The sequence below is a fragment of the Micromonospora sp. WMMD1219 genome (assembly GCF_049315215.1).
GTDB classification, from domain to species: domain Bacteria; phylum Actinomycetota; class Actinomycetes; order Mycobacteriales; family Micromonosporaceae; genus Micromonospora; species Micromonospora tulbaghiae.
Map to the genome: position 1 here is coordinate 6,696,736 of NZ_CP186057.1, position 17,259 is coordinate 6,713,994.

The window sequence follows — 17,259 nt, forward strand, 5'->3', positions numbered from 1 at the left end:
CCGCGGCGCGTCAGTGCCAGCGAGGGCGGGGGCGTTCGAACGGGGGCGGGAGGTCGGGGTCAGCCTGCGGGGCGGGGCGCAGCAGGCGGCGCATCCGCAGCAGCAGCCCGGCGCCGAGGAACAGCAGCAACCCGCCGAGCAGGAACGCGGCCTGCACCAGGCCGAATCCGCCGCTGTCCGCCACCGGCCGCCCGGCCACGCCACCGGGCGCGGGAGGCTCCACCACCGCGGCGTCGGTCGGCTCGTCAGTAGGTTCCTCGTCGGGCGCCTCGGAAGACGGCTCGTCGCTCGGTGTGGGCTCCGCGCTGCTCGGCGAGGGAGTCGGCGAAGCCGCCTCCTCCCCCACCACCTCACGGGAGGCGGTCCGCCGGGCCAGCAGCCGCAACTGCGGGTCGTACGCCTCGGCGGCGAAGCTCACCCGCCCGCGCCCGACGTCCTCGGCGAACGCGACCCGGTAGCGGGCGGTCACGGTACGGCCGGGACACAGCACACCCGGGTCGAGCTGCCGGTCGGTGAGCCGGGCGGTGTCTCCCTCGGTGCGGATCTCCAGCGGGAACGAGCCGCTGTCCTCCACCCGGTCCACCTTGAGCTGGTCCAGCCGCAGGCCCTGCACCCGCACCAGCATCGACCAGCGCACCTTGACACAGCCGCCCCCGTCGGAGCGGGACACCACGGCGGACAACGTCTCCACCCGGTCCCCGGCGGTGAACTCGTCCGGCAGGCCGCTCAACTCGGTGGAGAAGGCCGCCGCCGCCCGCGCCGGCACGGCCCCGCCGTATCCGGTCCCGGCCACGAAGGTCAGCACCAGTCCGATCCGCAGCGCGTGCCGCCAGCCGCTCACCACGCCTCCTCACCCTCGGTCGTGTCCACAGGCAACGCTAGGAGCGCGCCGGGCACGCCGGTAGACGGGCGTGTTCGCATCCAACGCCACAACACGGGGCCTGTTTCACCGAGCGTGGTGAACCGGTCACGACGGCACCGCGACACGCCCGGGATGCGGGTGGGGAACCGGGGTGGGCCACAATTCTCCGGTGTCCGAGCTGTCCGCCGCGTTCGTCCGGCTGCACGCCCGTCTCGCCCCGGTGGCGTTCGTCCCCGAGGTGCTGCTGCACCAGGCCGACGAGCCGATCGGCCTGTGGGAGCTGACCGAGGGCGAGTTCCGCAGCGCCCAGCCGCCGCCGTTCTGGGCGTTCGCCTGGGCCGGCGGGCAGGGACTGGCCCGCTACGTCACCGACCACCCCGAGGTGGTCGCCGGCCGCCGGGTGCTCGACCTGGCCTCCGGCTCCGGCCTGGTCGCCGTCGCCGCCGCCCGCGCCGGGGCCGCCACCGTCCGGGCGGTCGAGGTGGACGAGCGGGCAGTGGCCGCCGTCGCGCTCAACGCCGAGGCCAACGGGGTACGCGTCGACGCCGAACTCGGCGACATCCTCGACGCCGACGCCGGTGACGCCGAGGTGGTGCTGGCCGGGGACGTCTTCTACAGCGAGGCGATGGCCCGCCGCATGCTGCGCTTCCTGCTCCGGGCCGCCCGGTCCGGCGCCCGGGTGCTGGTGGGCGACCCGGGGCGCGCGTTCCTGCCCCGCGAGCGCTTCCACGAGCTGGCCGCGTACGACGTGCCGGTGTCCGAGGCGCTGGAGAGCGTACGGGTGAAGCACACCACCGTCTGGGAGCTGGACCCGAACCCACCGGGCGCCCGCCGCTAGCGTTACCGCGTGCTGTTCCGGGGCTGGGGGGAGTCCGTCGACGGGCAGTGGCCGGACACGGCCACCGTTGTCGACCACGTCGGCGTGCCACACCTGGTGGTGACCCGGCACGCGCTCGTCCGCCAGGTGCTCACCGATCCGGTGACGTTCCGGCCGGACAACGCGCTCGACGCGGTCACCCCGATCCCGGTGGCCGCGCTGCGGGTGCTCGCCGGGCACCGGTTCCGGCTGCCGCCGACACTGGCGAACAACGGCGGCGCCGACCACCCGGAGATCCGGGGCATCGTCGCCGACGCGCTGCACCCGCACCGGGTGGCCGCCCAGCGTCAGTGGCTGACCGGGCTGGTCCGGGAGCGCATTGCCGGGCTGGCGGCGACGCTGGACGCGGGCCGCCCGGCCGACCTGTACGCCGGGCTCGCCGCCGACCTGCCGCTGCTGGTGCTGGCCCGGCTGGTCGAGCTGCCGGACGCCCCGGTCGGCGCGGTGAAGGACTTCGCCCGCGCCGCGCTGGAGCTGTTCTGGGCGCCGCTGGACGCCGACCGGCAGCTCGCGCTGGCCGCCGAGGTGGGCCGGTTCCACACCGTGCTGCGGGAGTTCGCCGCGACCGGGGGCGGGCTCGCCGCGCGGCTGCGCGACGCCGGGCACTCCCCCGACGTGGTCGTCGGCGCGCTGTTCTTCCTGCTGGTCGCCGGTCAGGAGACCACCTCGCAGTTCCTCACCCTGCTGCTGCACCGGCTGTCCGGCGAACCGGCGGTACGGGCCGGGCTGCGCGCCGGGGAGATCGACGTGGACGACGTGGTCGAGGAGGGGCTGCGGCTGGAGCCGCCGATCGTCACCTGGCGGCGGGTGGCAGCCGTCGACACCACGCTCGGCGAGGTCCCCGTACCGGCGGGCACCAGCGTGGTGGCGTGGCTGGCCCGCGCCGGGCGCGACCCGGCAGTGGTCGGCGCGCCGGGCGAGTTCCGCCCGGGGCAGCCCGGCTCGCGGCGGCACCTGGCCTTCGGCGCCGGGCCGCACCGCTGCGTCGGCGCGCAGCTGGCCCGGATGGAGGCCGCCGTGGTGGTCGCGGAGGCCACCGCGCTGCTGGACGGCGTGACTGTGGTCCGTCCACCCTGGTGCCCGGACAACCTGACGTTCCGGATGCCCGACGCGTTCGTGGTCCGTCGCACCTGACGAAAGTCGGTGTCGGCCGTTGCCGTTCGACGGCGGCGCGGCGCCACCGCCGGGCCATAGCGTCGCCGCATGATCACACTTCGTGGGTTGACGAAACGGTTCGGCGACGTGACGGCCGTCGACGACCTGACCGTCGAGATCCGCCCCGGGCAGGTCACCGGGTTCCTCGGCCCCAACGGCGCCGGCAAGTCCACCACCATGCGGATGGTGCTCGGCCTGGACCGGCCCACCGCCGGGCGGGCGCTGGTCAACGGGCAGGACTACCGCACGCTGCGGCACCCGCTGTACGAGGTGGGCGCGCTGCTCGACGCGACGGGCGTGCACCCGGCCCGCTCCGGTGTGGCGCACCTGCGGGCGATGGCGCGCAGCAACGGCGTACCGGCCCGGCGGGTGACCGAGGTGCTCGACCTGGTCGGCCTGGACGGCCGCGCCGCCGGCAAGCCGGGCCGGGCGCTGTCGCTGGGCATGGGCCAGCGGCTCGGCATCGCCGGCGCGCTGCTCGGTGACCCGCCGGTGCTGCTGCTCGACGAGCCGGTCAACGGGCTCGACCCGGACGGGGTGCGGTGGATCCGCGGATTCACCCGCCGCCTCGCCGACGAGGGGCGCACCGTCCTCGTCTCCAGCCACCTGATGAGCGAGATGCAGCAGACCGCCGACCGGGTGGTGGTGCTGGGGCGCGGCCGGCTGGTGGCTGACGCGCCGCTGGCCGAGCTGATCGCCGCCCGGCCCGCCGCGTCGGTCCGGGTACGCGGCCCCGAGCCGGCCGCGCTCGCCGCGCTCGGCGACCGGCTCGCCGCCGAGGGCGCGACTGTCACCACCGACGAGGGCGGGATGTCCGTCGCCGGCAGCACCGCCGGCCGCGTCGGCGACCTGGCGCACGAGATGGGGGTACGCCTGCACGAGCTGACCCCCGTCGCCCCCTCCCTGGAGGAGGCGTTCCTGGAGCTGACCGCCGACAGCGTGGAGTACGCCGCCGGCCCGACCCGAGGTGGCACCCGATGACCGCACCGTCCACGCTCGACCCGGCCCGGCGGACCGCCCGGCCCGCCCCCGCCGGACGTCCGCTCGCCGGGGCGGTGGCCGCCGAGTGGACGAAACTCTGGTCGGTCCGCTCCACCTGGTGGACGCTGCTCGCGGCGGTGCTGACCATGGCGGCCACCAGCGCCCAGCTCGCCATCTACGCGCAGAACGCCAACACCGACGACGACCCGGCCAACAACCCGGGCGTGGTGGACGTCGGCGAGATCGTGGCCGGGTCGCTGGAGCTGACCCAGTACGTGGTGCTGGCGCTCGGCCTGTTCGCGATCACCAGCGAGTTCACCACCGGCACGATCCGCACCACGCTGCGGTGCACCCCGTCACGGGGGCGGGTGCTGGCGGCCAAGGCGATCGTGGTGGGCGCGGTGACGTTCGGCCTCGGGCTGCTGCTCGGCACTGTCGGCGCGGTGACGGCGCGGCCGGTGCTGGGCGAGTGGGGCCACGCCCCGCTGGGCGGGACGGTGGCCGACGTGGTGGCCGCCGCGGCGTACCTGGCGCTCGTCGGTGTGCTGGCGCTCGGCCTGGCGGCGGCGCTGCGCGGCGCGGTACTGACGCTGACCGTGCTGTTCGCGCTGCTGATGATCGTGCCGCTGTCGTTGCAGGAGCCGGACATCACGGTGCTGACCCGGATCGCCGACGCGTTCCCCGGCGTGGCCGGCAACCACTTCCTGGCCGGGGACACCGAGCCGTACCCGGCGGCGGCGGGGCTGCTGGTGCTCGCCGCCTGGACCGCCGCCGCGCTGGCGCTGGGCCGGTGGGCGCTGGCACGACGCGACGCCTGAGCGGGGCGGGGCTGGTCAGCCGGCGGGCGGGACCAGCCCCGCCTCGTACGCGAGGATCGCCGCCTGCACCCGGTTGCGCACGTCCAGCCGGGTGAAGATGCTGGTCAGATAGCTCTTCACGGTGCCCTCGACCAGATGCAGCCGACGGGCGATCTCGGCGTTCGACAGTCCCGCCCCGACCAGCGCCAGCACGTCGCGTTCCCGGTCGGTCAGCCCGGCCAGCCGGTCCCGCGCGTACGGGCCGCGGGCCATCCGGCGGCCGCTCAGCTCGATCACCCGGCGGGCCACCCGCGGCGACAGGTACGCCCCGCCGTCGGCCACCGCCCGCACCCCGGCCAGCAGTTCGCGCGGGTCACCGGACTTGAGCAGGAACCCGGCGGCGCCGTGACCGAGCGCGCGGGCGATCAGGTCGTCGTCGCCGAACGTGGTGAGCATGACCGCCGCCGTCTCCGGCACCAGCCGGCGGATCTGCGCGGCGGCGCTGAGCCCGTCGCAGCGGGGCATCCGGATGTCCAGCAGCGCCACCCGGGGCCGGTGCGCGCGGACCAGTTCCACCGCCGCGAGGCCGTCGCCCGCCTCACCGACCACCTCGATGCCGGGGTCGGCGGCAAGGATCGCCCGGACCCCGGCCCGGACCAGCGCCTCGTCGTCGGCGAGCACCACCCGCAGCGGGCGGTCGAGGTCGTCGCTCATGGTGCGATCTGCTCCTTGCTGACCAGCCGGCCGTCGGCGAAGCAGAGCCGCCAGGTCGCCTGGGCGAACGGGAAGTTGCCGTCGGTGTAGAACTCGCAGCCCGGCACCGCGCCGGTCGCGGGCGGGTCGGCCTGCCGCCGGGGCAGCCCGAGCGCGTCACGCGGCTCACCGAGGCGCAGCCGTTCGTAGCCGGCCCGGTCGAGCACCGCGCCGGCCGTGGCGAGCGGGTAGTAGACGAGCGCCAGCACCAGTGCGAGCCCGGCGGGCGCGCCGATCGCGACGAGCAGGCTGCGCCGCACCCGCCGCCGGGCCTCCCGCAGCCGCCGGGCCGCGTCCCCCGGTTCACCCCGCCGGGGTACGACGGCAGCCACGCTTCCGGATACGCCGGGCGGATCCGCGTCCGCGCGGCCGTCGCCGAGACCACCGGATCGCGGGATGGTCGTCCCGGAATCGCCGGCCGGACCGGTGTCGACACCGGCGCGTCCGGAGACACCGAGCGCGTCCGTGAGGCCGCCGGTGACCGGCGAGGCAGCCTCGGCGTCGGCCGGGCCGGTCAGCGGGACGCGTGCGGTGACCGCCCAGCCACCGTCGCGGGGACCGGCGTCCAGGGTGCCGCCGGCGAGGCGTACCCGCTCGCGCAGCGCCAGCAACCCGGAGCCGTGCGACGGCGGCCCGGGCAGCGGACCGGCCGGCGGCGGAGCGTTCACCACCGCGACGGTCACCGCGCCGGCATCGCGTCCCACAGCGACGGTGACCGGGGCGCCGGGGGCGTAGCGGGCGGCGTTGGTGAGCGCCTCCCGGACCACCCGATGCACCGCGTGCGCGGGCAGCGGCGGCAGGTCCGCCCCGTCGGCGCGCAGGTCGACCGTCATCCCGGCGTCGCGCGCGCCGTCGACCACGTCGGCGACCGTCTCCCCCGGCGGCCGCAACGTGCGTTCCTCGCGCAGCACGCCGATCACGTCGTGCAGCCGTTCGGTGGCGGCGGCGACGCTGGCCCGCAGCTCACCGGCCGCCGCCCGGTGCGCCGGGGACAGGTCCGGCGCCAGTTCCAGCGCGCCCGCCCGCAGCGCGATGAGGCTCAGGTCGTGGCCGAGCGAGTCGTGCATGTCCTGGGCGATGCGGGCCCGCTCGCGCAGGCGTACCCGCTCGACCTCGGCCCGGCGCTCGGCCTGCGCGTGCCGCAGCCCGGCGTCGGCGAGCGCGCGGTGCTGCCGCCGCAGCCGGCCCAGCAGCCAGGGGAACACCCCGGCGAACAGCAGCACCGAGGCGAGCAGGAACCAGGTGGACGGCTCGGTGCCGAGCAGCCCCAGGTTGAGCACCGAGCCGGTGACCGCGATGGCGGCGAAGACGGCGGCGGCCGGTGCGGCCCGGTCGCTGCGCCGCCCGGCCAGGTAGCCGAAGACCGGGATGGCGAACACCACGTTGCCGTCGACGAGCGAGCCGGCCACCACCGCGAGCACCGCGACCAGCGGCCACCGGCGGCCGATCCACACCGCCGCGCCGAGCAGCGCCAGCGCGGCGGCCAGCGGCGGCAGCTCGCCGATCTGCGGCGGGGTGAGCCGGCCGTACGCGACAGGCGCCGCGAGCACGGCCCAGAGCAGCAGGTCACCGGCCCGGCGCTGTCGTTCGCGGGGTTCCACGGCGGTCACGCTACCCACGCCCGGCCGGGCCGGGCACCGACGAAAGTCAGGTCTCCTCGGCCCAGGCCCGCCAGTCGTCCAGCACGCCGTACAGGGCGGGGGTGAGCCAGCCGGACGCGGACCGGCGGAACACGCCCGGGTCCATCCCGCCCGCGCCGGCCGGCACCGCGCCGAGCAGGTTCGGCACCAGCTCGGACAGGTTGAGCCAGTGCACCAGCTCCGGTTCGGCCGGCCAGGCGCCGATCACCACGCCGGCCGGGACGGCGCGCCGCTCCAGCGCCTCCAGCGTCAGCGCGGTGTGGTTGAGCGTGCCGAGCCCGGCCCGCGCCACCACCACCGCGGGTGCGCCGAGCGACACCGCCAGGTCGGCCACCGTCCACGGCTCGCCGGACGGGCGCAACCCCATCGGTACGAGCAGCCCGCCCGCGCCCTCGACGAGCACCAGGTCGTGCTTGTCCGCCTCCTCGCGGATCGCGTCGACCGCGTTGTACAGCTCCAGCGGCGGCAGCTCCGCCACCCGGGCCGCGGCCAGCGGGGCCAGCGGATCGGGGTAGCTCGCCAGCGTCCGGCCGGTCAGCGGGGCGGCCAGCCGGGTCACCGAGTCGACGTCGCCGGGCTCGCCTGTCGCCGTACCCGTCTGGCCGGGCTTGACCACGGCGACCCGCAGGCCGGCCGCCTGCGCGGCGGCGGCGACGGCGGCGGTCACCACCGTCTTGCCGACCTCGGTGTCCGTGCCGGTCACCAGCACCGGCCCGGTCCAGGCGTCGCCGAAGCTCATGGCGCACACTCCACGATGACATCCAGGGCCCGGTCGAAGTCGGCCCGGTCCACCCCCGCGCTGACGGTGAGCCGCAGCCGGGAGCGGCTGTCCGGCGTGGACGGGGGACGGAAGCAGCCGACCGCGACGCCCCGGTCCCGGCAGGCGGCGGCCCAGGCGGTCGCCTCCTGCGGGCCGGGCGCGGTCACCGAGATCACGGCGCCGTCCGGGGCGGACACGGACAGCCCGGCCCCGCCGAGCCGGCGCACCGCCGCCGCGACCCGGTCGGCCAGCTCGGCCCGCAGCGCGTCACCGGTGCGGGCCAGGCGTACCGCGGCGCGTACCCCGGCCACCACGGCGGGCGGCGGCGCCGTGTCGAAGATGAACGTGCGGCCGGTCTCCACCAGGTGCCGGACGAACTCGGCCGGCCCGGCGACCACGCCGCCGGCCCCGCCGAGCGCCTTGGACAGCGTCGCGGTGACCACCACGTCGGGCGCGCCGGCCAGCCCGGCGGCGGCCACCCCGCCGGCGCCGGCCGGGCCGGTGACGCCGAGCGCGTGCGCGTCGTCGACGAGCAGCAGCGCGCCGTGCCGGCGGGCCACCGCGTGCAGCTCCGCGAGCGGGGCCAGGTCGCCGTCGACGGAGAAGACCGACTCGGTCACCACCACCGCCGGGCGGCCCGGCGCGGCGGCCAGCGCCGCGGCCACCGCTGCGACGTCGGCGTGCGGCGTCACGAGCGTCTCGGCGCCGGAGATCCGGCAGCCGTCGATCAGCGAGGCGTGGTTGTGGGCGTCGGAGACGAGCAGCGTACGCGGCTGCGTCAGCCCCCGGACGGCGGCGAGGTTGGCCAGGTAGCCGGAGGAGAACACGAGCGCACTGTCGACGCCGAGCCAGCCGGCCAGGTCGTCCTCCAGCGCGTGGTGGGCGTCGGTGGACCCGCGCACCAGACGCGACCCGGTGGCGCCCAGCCCGTACGCGGACAGGGCCGTCGCGGCGGCGGCCGTGACCTCCGGGTGGGTGGCCAGGCCCAGGTAGTCGTTGCCGGCCAGGTCGACCACGGCGTCGTCGGCGGCCCGGGGGCGCAGCGTGCGGGTCAGCCCCGCCCGGGCCCGCAGCTCGGCGCGGCGGTCCAGGGCCGCCAGCCAGTCCGCCACCGTGCCGTCCCCTCCCGCCGACTCCCCGCCCCCGCCGGGCGCTTCCGCGGGGCGAAGTTACCACCCGCGCGGAGGGCCCCGGCGTGGCGCGGTCCCGGCTCGCCGGAGGGCTGGCGGCGGCGGTTTCCCGGGCTCACGGTGGCCTGTTAGGTTACGAGCCATGCCAGAGATCCTCGACCAGGCCCGGGAGCGGGTGCTGGGCAACGGCGTCGGCCTCGACGAGGCCGGCGTCCTCGCGGTGCTGAACATTCCCGACGAGCACCTGCCCGCCGCGCTCCAGCTCGCCCACGAGGTCCGGATGCGCTGGTGCGGCCCGGAGGTCGAGGTCGAGGGCATCATCTCGCTGAAGACCGGCGGCTGCCCGGAGGACTGCCACTTCTGCTCGCAGTCCGGCCTGTTCACCTCCCCGGTCCGTTCGGTCTGGCTGGACATCCCGGCGCTGGTCGAGGCCGCGAAGCAGACCGCCGCGACCGGGGCGACCGAGTTCTGCATCGTGGCCGCCGTGCGCGGCCCGGACGCCCGGCTGATGAAGCAGATGCGCGAGGGCGTCGCCGCCATCCGCGCCGAGGTCGACATCCAGGTCGCCGCCTCGCTCGGCATGCTCACCCAGGAGCAGGTCGACGAGCTGGTCGAGATGGGCGTGCACCGCTACAACCACAACCTGGAGACCTGCCGCTCCTACTTCCCGAACGTGGTCACCACGCACTCGTGGGAGGAGCGCTGGGAGACGCTGCGGATGGTCCGCGAGTCCGGCATGGAGGTCTGCTGCGGCGGCATCCTCGGCCTCGGCGAGACGGTCGAGCAGCGCGCCGAGTTCGCCGCCCAGCTCGCCGAGCTGGACCCGCACGAGGTGCCGCTGAACTTCCTCAACCCGCGCCCCGGCACGCCGCTCGGTGACCGCCCGGTGGTGGAGGGCAAGGACGCGCTGCGCGCCATCGCCGCGTTCCGGCTGGCCATGCCGCGCACCATCCTGCGGTACGCGGGCGGCCGCGAACTCACCCTCGGTGACCTGGGCACCCGCGACGGCCTGCTCGGCGGGATCAACGCGGTGATCGTCGGCAACTACCTGACCACGCTGGGCCGGCCGGCGACGGCCGATCTGAAGCTGCTGGAAGACCTGAAGATGCCGGTGAAGGCGCTCTCGGCGACCCTGTGAGGCAGCGGTGACCGAATCCTCCCCCGCCACGGCGGCCCTCCCCGCGGCGCTCTGGTGCGACAGGTGCGGCGAGTCGGTGGCGGCCGGGCCGCACCCGGCGTGCGAGGCGGCCCGGGCGTGGGAGCCGCCGCGCTGGTGCGCGTCCTGCCGACGGCGGATGAAGGTGCAGGTCGTACCGACGGGCTGGTCGGCGGTCTGCGTCGAGCACGGCGAGCGGCGGGGCTGAGGCGTGCTGCGGGGGCGGGCGGTGACGTTGCGGCCGGTGACCGACGCCGACGTGCCCGCGCTGGCCGCGATCCGGGCCACCCCGGAGGTGCGCCGCTGGTGGCGCGGCGGCGACGACCTGGCCGCGTCGGTCCGGGCCGACCTGGCCGACGACGCGGTGACGACCTACGCCGTCGAGCACGACGGCCGGCTGGTCGGCGCGATCCAGTGGTACGCCGAGACCGACCCGGACTACCGCCACGCCAGCCTGGACGTGTTCCTCGACCCGGCGGTACGCGGCTCGGGGCTGGGCGGCGACGCGATCCGCACGCTGGTCCGGCACCTGATCGACGAGTACGGCCACCACCGGTTCACCATCGACCCGGCGGCGGCGAACACGGCGGCGATCCGGGCGTACGCGAAGGTGGGGTTCCGCCCGGTGGGCATCATGCGGCGCTACGAGCGTGGGGCGGACGGACGTTGGCACGACGCGCTGCTGATGGATCTGCTCGCCGAGGACCTGGCGGGCTGAGTCAGCCTTCCCAGAGCAGGTGCCCGTCGGGCAGCCGGCGGGCGCCCTCGGCGGGCCGGTGCGGGCTGAGCCGCCCGTCCGGCATGAGGTGCGACACCGGCACGCCGCGGCCGAGCACGGCGACGTCGGCGATCAGCCGCCGGTGGCAGCGCCACCAGACGCTCTCGCTGCACATCACGGCCGTGGTCCGCCGCGCGGCGTCGGCCAGCACCTCGTCCAGTGCGGCGTCGAAGTCGGGCGTGCGGGTGTACGCGGCGTACGCCCGGAAGGCCGCAACCGTCCACCAGGTGTCCGGTTCCGGCTCGCCGGCGCGGACGTGCCGGCGGCCGCCGAGGCGCGGCTCCCAGCGGTAGTCGATGCCCCGTTCGGGCAGCCAGCGTTCGAGGGCCTCACGGCGGACGTCGGGGTTGGTCCGGCTGGCCGGGTAGCGACGCACGTCCACGACCAGGGCGACCTCCGCGCCGGCCAGCAGGTCCCCGAGCTGGTCGCGGTGGGCGGCCCCGTGGCCGACGGTCAGCAGCATGCGCTCCACCGATCCAGCTTGCCCCGGGTCACCGCCGTCCGCCCGCCGGCCGGTCCGACCCACCGGAACGGGCGTGCCCGGCACCGCACGGGTGCCGGGCACGCTCTCCTCGAACGGTGTGACGGTCAGCGCTGGAGGGTCAGCACACCCGGCCGCCACGGCAGCAGGTTGTAGTCGCCTCCCGCACTGGGGTTCTTGCCCTGGTACAGGAACTGCAGGTTGCAGGCGTCGACGGTCTTGGTCTGGTCGGGGTTGGTGCGGACCAGGTCACCGTGGCTGATGTCGTTGGTCCACGTCGCGCCGCTGTTGGCCTTGCCGGCGAACGGGTTGCTCTCGGTGGCGGCCTGCGGGGTCCACGAGCCGTTCAGGCTGCTGGACGTGAACGACCGGAAGTAGCGTCCCTGGCTCCCGATCGCCTCGACGATCATGAGGTACTGGTTCTGGCCCGCCACCTTGTAGACCTCGACGCCCTCGAACAGGTTGTTCGTCGAGTCGGTCATGATCGTCGTGTAGCTCGAACCGAAGCTGCCCGGGAAGTTCCCGAGCGGCATGCTCGACCGGTAGATCTTGCCGTTGTCCCCGGCGAAGAACAGGTACATGTTCTGGTCGTCGCCGATGAGCGTCTGGTCGATCACGCCGTACGGGGCGTCGGGCAGGGTGGCGGTGGACAGCGTCTGCGCCGAGGACCAGCCGTTGGCGTTCGTCGGGTCGCTCGACGTCTTGTAGCTGAACGAGGTCGGTCCCCACTGGTACGCCAGCACCCAGATGTTCTTCGGCGCGAAGTACAGCAGGGTGGGCGCCACGGTGCCCTGGCTCATTCCGTTCTGGCCGGCCGAGGCCATGTCGGACCAGTTCGTGAACGTGCTGAAGTTCATCGAGCTGTACTGGCCGCTGCTGTTGACGTACGACCCGTAGACCAGGTGCTTGCCGTTGTAGACGACGTTGGTGAAGTCCTTGAGCGAGACCCAGCCGTTCTGCGGGTTGGCCAGCGCGCCGGTCGACGACCACCGGTAGGTCGACGGGAGCGAGCAGCCGCCCGGCGGGGGCGTCGTGGTCGGCGGCGGCGTGGTCGGGGGCGTGGTGCCACCGAAGTCGGTCCGCCACTGCTGGTTGGTCTGTCCGTGGCAGTCGTACAGCTGGACCTGCTGGCCGTTGCTGGTGCCCCAGACGTCCAGGCAGCGGCCGGACTGCACGCCGCTGATGGTGCCGTTGGAGTTGATGTTCCACTGCTGGTTCGACTGGCCGTTGCAGTCCCAGATGATGATTCCGGTGCCGTTGGCGGTGGCCGCACCGTTCGCGTCCAGGCACTTGCTGCCGTAGACCATCAGCTGCTTGTTCGAGGTGTACGTCCACTGCTGGTTGGACTGGCCGTTGCAGTCGTAGAGCTGCACGCGGGTGCCGTTGGTCTGGGTGGCGTTCGGCACGTCGATGCACCGGCCCGACTGCACGCCGACGATCCGGCCGGCGCCGCCGCTCGGCGGCGGTCCCGTGGTCGGGGTCGTGGTCGGCCCCGAGGTCGGGGCGGCGGCGTTGAGCGCGTTGAGGACCGAGTTGTACGCGGCCTTCTTGTTGCCGCCGCCGTCGAACAGCAGCGGGTTCTCGCCTGAGCGCCACGAGTCGCTGTCGCGGACGCCCCACACGGTGATGCCGATGCAGCGCGGCACGTTCAGGCACGCCTGGGTCAGCCCGGCGTACTGGCTGGTCGAGGCGTTGGTGACGTCCGCCTCGGTCAGCGCCACGTCCACGCCGAGCGCCGCGAAGCTGGACAGCGTGGTCTGGAAGTTGCCCGGCAGCGAGCTGCCGCCGGTGAAGTGGGTCTGCAGGCCCACGCAGTCGATCGGGACGCCGCGGGACTTGAAGTCCCGGATCATGTTGTAGACGCCCTGCGTCTTGCCGTACGACCAGTTCTCGATGTTGTAGTCGTTGTAGCAGAGCTTGGTCGACGGATCGGCCGCCCGGGCGGTGCGGAACGCGACCTCGATCCAGTCGTTGCCGGTGCCCTGGAGGTTCGACTGGCGGCGGCTGCCGTCCTCGTTGAACGCCTCGTTCACCACGTCCCACGCGGCGAGCTTGCCCCGGTAGTGGGCCATCACGCCGTTGATGTGGTCGATCATGGCCTGACGAAGGTTACTGCCGCTCAGGCTCTGCATCCAGCCCGGCTGCTGCGCGTGCCACGCCAGGGTGTGCCCGCGGACCTTCAAGCCGCGCTGGGTCGCCCAGTTGTAGATCTGGTCACCGGAGTTGAAGTTGAACTGGCCCCGCTGGGGCTGCGTCGCGTCCGGCTTCATCTCGTTCTCGGCGGTGATCATGTTGAACTCGCGCCCGGCGATGGTGCTGTACGTCGAGTCGCCGAGCCGGCCCGCCGCGATCGCCGTGCCGAAGTACCGGCCCGACTGCGCGGCGGCCGCGCCCAGCGTGCTCGCGGCGGCGTTCGCCGACGGCATCATCACCGCGACGGCGGCCACCGTCACGGCGCTGACCGCGCCGGCGAGCAGCGCTCGGACGGCGGGTGATCGCCGTCGCCGGCTCCCGCCGCGATGAACGGATGGGCTCATGGCCATCTTGGCCTCCTTACTGGCCAACACCCAGGCCGCCGGGGCGAAGACGACTGGACGTCTCGGTTGGTTATCTAGCTCCGTCGATGCTTCCATCGCGCATCGACGGGGACAATGGTGTTTCGGAAACGTTTCGGAAAGGTTCTGGCCGCGCGAGGCGTGGCGTGGCCGGTCGCCCGGTGCGGCACCGGCCACGCCACGCCGCCTCGACGGTCAGGAGACGGTGCAGGCGGAGCCGTTCAGGGTGAAGGCGGCGGGCCTCGGGTTGGCGCCGGTGTGGGTGCCGTTGAAACCGAAGCTCGTCGACGCCCCCGGCGCCAGCGTGCCGTTGTAGGACAGGTTCGACGCGGTCACCGCGGTGCCGGTCTGGGTCACGTTCGCCGACCAGGCCTGCCCGACCTTCTGCCCGCTGTTGCCGAACGTGAACGCGAGCGTCCAGCCGTTGATCGCCGTGGTGCCGGTGTTGGCGACAGTGACGTTCGCGGTGAACCCGGTGTCCCAGGTGTTCGCCGTCCACGTCACCGCGCAGGCGCCGCCCGTGGGCGGGGCCGTGGTGGTCACTGTGACGCCGGGCGAGGCCGGCGAGACGTTGCCGGCCGCGTCCACCGCCACCACAGTGAAGGTGTACGTGGTAGAGGCGGTCAGCCCGGTCACCGCCAGCGTGGTGCCGGTGGCGGTGCCGACCAGGACGTTCCCGCCCCGGTAGACGCGGTACCCGGTGACCCCGACGGCGTCGGTGGACGGGCCCCAGGTCAGCGTCAGGCCGGTCGGGCCGACCGCCGAGGCGGTGGGCGTACCGGGTGCGGTCGGCGGGGTGGTGTCCGGCGCCGGGCCGGCCGGTGTGGTGACGCTGACGGCAGCCGACGACGCCGAGCGGTTGCCGGCGCCGTCGAGCGCCCGCACGGTGAACTGGTACGTCCGCTCCGGCAGCAGCCCGGTCACCGCGAGCGTGTTGGTGGTGGCGGTCCGCAGCACCAGCGCGTCGCTGCCGGTCTGCGACTGGGTGATCTCGTAGCCGGCCAGGCCGCTGCCGCCGGTGTCGGTGGACGCGGCCCAGGTCAGCGTGAGCCCGCTCGACGTGACGGCGGACGCGACGGGCGTGCCGGGCGCCGAGGGCGCAGTGGTGTCCGGCGTGGCCGGTCCGGGCTCCTCGCCCCAGACGCGTACGCCGGCGGAGTAGAGCGGCACCTTGCGGTTCGGCCCGGCCGTGGCCTGGTACGACGGGTCGTTCGTCGGATCCCAGGTGCCGCCCTCCGGCACCCCGATCTTGAACTGGACCTCCATCCGGTGCTGCGACTGGCCGGCGGGCGCGATGGTGTAGCCGGTGCAGTCGACCTCGACGTACCAGATGTCGCCGGAGAACTGCTTCGCCGCCGACGGGGACGGGCAGCCCTGGGTGTAGCCGGGCGTGACTGTCACCGGGCCGGTGCCGTCGGGCCGGAAGAAGTACCGGAACTTACCGGTGGTCAGCGCCCGGGCCGGGAACGCCGACTTGTTGTAGACGATCGCCTTGAGCCCGGTGGCGCGCGGCTCGGCCTGCATCACTGTGGTCTCCACAGTCAGCTCGTCCAGGTCGGGCGTCTCGGCGACCGGGAAGCCGGCGAGCGGGCTGCCGCCGTACTCGTTCGTCAGCCGGGCCAGCGCCGAGGTGAAACCGGCGTTGTAGTCGGTGGCCACCTCGTTCATCACGTAGTCCGACCGGCTGTCGGTGTACGCGTCGTTGGCCGAGGACGGGCCGCCGACCAGCGCGCCGTAGAGCACGTGCCGGGTCTCGGTGGGCACGGTCTGGCTGTCCCACCAGGAGCCGTGCGCGGTGCGGTGGTGCGGGTTGCGCGGCGAGTTGGCGCCGAAGCCGATCTGGTAGCTGGAGTTGCGCGGGTTGTCGCCCAGCGCGTAGTTGATCTGCCGGACGGCGAAGTCGTGGTAGCGCGCCTTGCGCGTGGTGTCGGTGGCCCTGTCGCTGTAGACCAGCGCGGCGAACGCGGTGTTGGAGGCGTACCGCAGCGCGCCCCAGGAGTCGAGCACGGCCATCCCGCCCGGCGAGTACGGCACCCGCTGGCCGTTGACGCCCACGGTCCAGTAGTCCAGCCACCGGTTGGCGTCGTCGACGTACTTCTGCTTGCCGGTCAGGTTGGCCAGCAGCACGTACGCGCCGAACTGCTTGTTGTCCCAGGCGATGGTCCACTTGTAGGAGCGGGTGGTGGACTGCGGCTCGGTGCCGAGCTTGTCGTACTCGCTCTCGGCCTTGGCCAGGTAGGTGGCGTCGCCGGTGGCCCGGTACAGCCAGATCGCGCCCCACACCAGCTCGTCCTGGTAGCCGCTCCACGACTTGTAGAAGCTCGTCGCGTCGGTGATGCACTCGTGGTAGCTCTTCCGCACCGTGTCGGCGAACGTGTAGAGCTGCTTGGCGTGGCCGAGCAGCTTGTCCGCGTAGGCCGCGTCGGTGGGCCGGAACACCATCGACGAGGCGGCCATCGCGGCCGCCGTCTCCCCCGCCAGGTCCGCGCCGCCACAGCTCGCGTCGATCTTGTACGCGGGCCGTGCCATCGGCATCACCTCGGCCGGGCCCCACCACTTGTGGTCGTCGTCGCCCTTGCCGACCTGCCCGTAGAGGACGTTCGCGGCGGGGTGCGCCTTGACGAAGTAGTCGTTGACGAAGCGCAGGTTGTTCAGCAGGTGGGTGAGCTGGCCGGAGGCGGCGTACCCGTCGCGGTACTCGACCGCGCCCCACGCCAGCATGGTGGCGCTGAACGCCATCGGGAAGCCGAACTTCACGTGGTCGCCGGCGTCGTACCAGCCGCCGGTGAGGTCGACGCCGACGTCGGCGCCGTCGGTCAGCGCGGAGTCGCCGCGCCAGGAGACCCGGTTCCAGGAGGGTTTGCGGCCCGACTGCTGCGCCTCGTAGAAGAACAGCGACTTCTGCAACGCCTCGGCGTAGTTGAACGCGGGCGCGGCCTGGGCGGCGGAGGCGGACGCGGGTGGCGGGGCGGCGACGGCAGTGGCCAGGCCGACGGCCAGCGCGGCGCCGGCGGCGAACAGCCGGCGGAGCCGGGACCGGCCTCCCGGCGGCGGAATCGGACGGGGCATGGCGAGCTCCTGTGGCTGGCGCCGGGCGGCAGCCGGAGCGGGGACGGGTTCACAGGGCTCCGGCTGCCGCGTGGCGGTGGTGGTGGGTGTCCGCAGGAGTTCGGGAGCGCTCCCATGGACAACCGACAATGTAATGCGCCGTTCATCACAGGGGAAGACCACGCTGATCCGCAGCACCCGGGCGTACTCACGGGTAACCATCGGGAGCTGGATCACATCATCGATACTTCTCAATATTGAGCGCGTTAAGTCCCAGCTCAGCGAT

General features: G+C 74.1%; 15 protein-coding genes. 7 read left to right on the forward strand and 8 right to left on the reverse strand.

Features of this window, described 5'->3' with window-relative positions; genetic code table 11:
* Positions 1–10: 10 nt before the first annotated feature.
* The gene (locus ACN27C_RS31290; RefSeq protein ID WP_120573897.1) at positions 11–841 is read right to left on the reverse strand and encodes a hypothetical protein; all 831 of its coding nucleotides are present in this window, start codon (positions 839–841) and stop codon (positions 11–13) included.
* Between the two features lie 190 nt (positions 842–1,031).
* Here ACN27C_RS31290 and ACN27C_RS31295 point away from each other — a divergent pair, with 190 nt between their 5' ends.
* The 4 genes from ACN27C_RS31295 to ACN27C_RS31310 all read left to right on the forward strand — a co-directional run bounded on the left by ACN27C_RS31295 (position 1,032) and on the right by ACN27C_RS31310 (position 4,693).
* A complete protein-coding gene (locus ACN27C_RS31295) occupies positions 1,032–1,700 on the forward strand; it encodes a class I SAM-dependent methyltransferase (RefSeq protein ID WP_422749913.1) in 669 nt (222 codons plus the stop codon).
* Positions 1,701–1,709: 9 nt separating this feature from the next.
* Positions 1,710–2,873: a cytochrome P450 gene (locus ACN27C_RS31300; RefSeq protein WP_422749915.1), complete on the forward strand. Its 1,164-nt coding sequence runs from the start codon at positions 1,710–1,712 to the stop codon at positions 2,871–2,873.
* A gap of 69 nt (positions 2,874–2,942) precedes the next feature.
* Positions 2,943–3,875, forward strand: coding sequence for an ABC transporter ATP-binding protein (locus tag ACN27C_RS31305; RefSeq protein WP_422749917.1), 933 nt, complete (start codon positions 2,943–2,945; stop codon positions 3,873–3,875).
* Positions 3,872–4,693 carry an ABC transporter permease gene (locus ACN27C_RS31310; RefSeq protein ID WP_422749919.1) on the forward strand — a complete coding sequence of 274 codons (822 nt, stop codon included), beginning with the start codon at positions 3,872–3,874 and terminating at the stop codon, positions 4,691–4,693. Before ACN27C_RS31305 ends, ACN27C_RS31310 begins: the two co-directional genes overlap by 4 nt.
* A 15-nt stretch (positions 4,694–4,708) precedes the next feature.
* Here the strand turns inward: ACN27C_RS31310 and ACN27C_RS31315 are convergent, their stop codons facing one another.
* The 4 genes from ACN27C_RS31315 to ACN27C_RS31330 are packed head-to-tail and all read right to left on the reverse strand — an operon-like array spanning position 4,709 to position 8,937.
* Positions 4,709–5,386, reverse strand: coding sequence for a response regulator transcription factor (locus ACN27C_RS31315; RefSeq protein ID WP_358170431.1), 678 nt, complete (start codon positions 5,384–5,386; stop codon positions 4,709–4,711).
* Entirely contained in the window at positions 5,383–7,026 is a 1,644-nt protein-coding gene (locus tag ACN27C_RS31320; RefSeq protein ID WP_422749921.1) for a sensor histidine kinase, read from the reverse strand. The genes ACN27C_RS31315 and ACN27C_RS31320 overlap by 4 nt, the downstream gene beginning before the upstream one ends.
* A 46-nt stretch (positions 7,027–7,072) precedes the next feature.
* Positions 7,073–7,804: a dethiobiotin synthase gene (bioD, locus tag ACN27C_RS31325; protein ID WP_422749923.1), complete on the reverse strand. Its 732-nt coding sequence runs from the start codon at positions 7,802–7,804 to the stop codon at positions 7,073–7,075.
* On the reverse strand, positions 7,801–8,937 hold the full coding sequence (locus ACN27C_RS31330) for an 8-amino-7-oxononanoate synthase (RefSeq protein ID WP_422749925.1): 1,137 nt from the start codon (positions 8,935–8,937) through the stop codon (positions 7,801–7,803). The genes bioD and ACN27C_RS31330 overlap by 4 nt, the downstream gene beginning before the upstream one ends.
* A 160-nt stretch (positions 8,938–9,097) precedes the next feature.
* Here ACN27C_RS31330 and bioB point away from each other — a divergent pair, with 160 nt between their 5' ends.
* From bioB to ACN27C_RS31345, 3 genes are read left to right on the forward strand one after another with little or no spacing between them, the layout of a single operon-like run.
* Entirely contained in the window at positions 9,098–10,093 is a 996-nt protein-coding gene (bioB, locus tag ACN27C_RS31335) for a biotin synthase BioB (RefSeq protein ID WP_422749927.1), read from the forward strand.
* Between the two features lie 7 nt (positions 10,094–10,100).
* Positions 10,101–10,319, forward strand: a complete 219-nt coding sequence (locus tag ACN27C_RS31340; protein WP_091420122.1) for a hypothetical protein — start codon at positions 10,101–10,103, stop codon at positions 10,317–10,319.
* 3 nt (positions 10,320–10,322) lie between these two features.
* Positions 10,323–10,829 (forward strand): GNAT family N-acetyltransferase, encoded by a 507-nt coding sequence (locus ACN27C_RS31345; RefSeq protein WP_120570954.1) that lies wholly within the window; start codon positions 10,323–10,325, stop codon positions 10,827–10,829.
* A 1-nt stretch (position 10,830) separates the two neighbouring features.
* Here ACN27C_RS31345 and ACN27C_RS31350 read toward each other — a convergent pair whose 3' ends face one another.
* The 3 genes from ACN27C_RS31350 to ACN27C_RS31360 all read right to left on the reverse strand — a co-directional run bounded on the left by ACN27C_RS31350 (position 10,831) and on the right by ACN27C_RS31360 (position 16,994).
* On the reverse strand, positions 10,831–11,352 hold the full coding sequence (locus ACN27C_RS31350) for a DUF488 family protein (RefSeq protein ID WP_233585366.1): 522 nt from the start codon (positions 11,350–11,352) through the stop codon (positions 10,831–10,833).
* A 125-nt stretch (positions 11,353–11,477) separates the two neighbouring features.
* On the reverse strand, positions 11,478–13,913 hold the full coding sequence (locus ACN27C_RS31355; protein ID WP_422749930.1) for a non-reducing end alpha-L-arabinofuranosidase family hydrolase: 2,436 nt from the start codon (positions 13,911–13,913) through the stop codon (positions 11,478–11,480).
* Positions 13,914–14,120: 207 nt separating this feature from the next.
* The gene (locus ACN27C_RS31360) at positions 14,121–16,994 is read right to left on the reverse strand and encodes a glycoside hydrolase family 9 protein (protein ID WP_422749932.1); all 2,874 of its coding nucleotides are present in this window, start codon (positions 16,992–16,994) and stop codon (positions 14,121–14,123) included.
* Between the last annotated feature and the right edge of the window lie 265 nt (positions 16,995–17,259).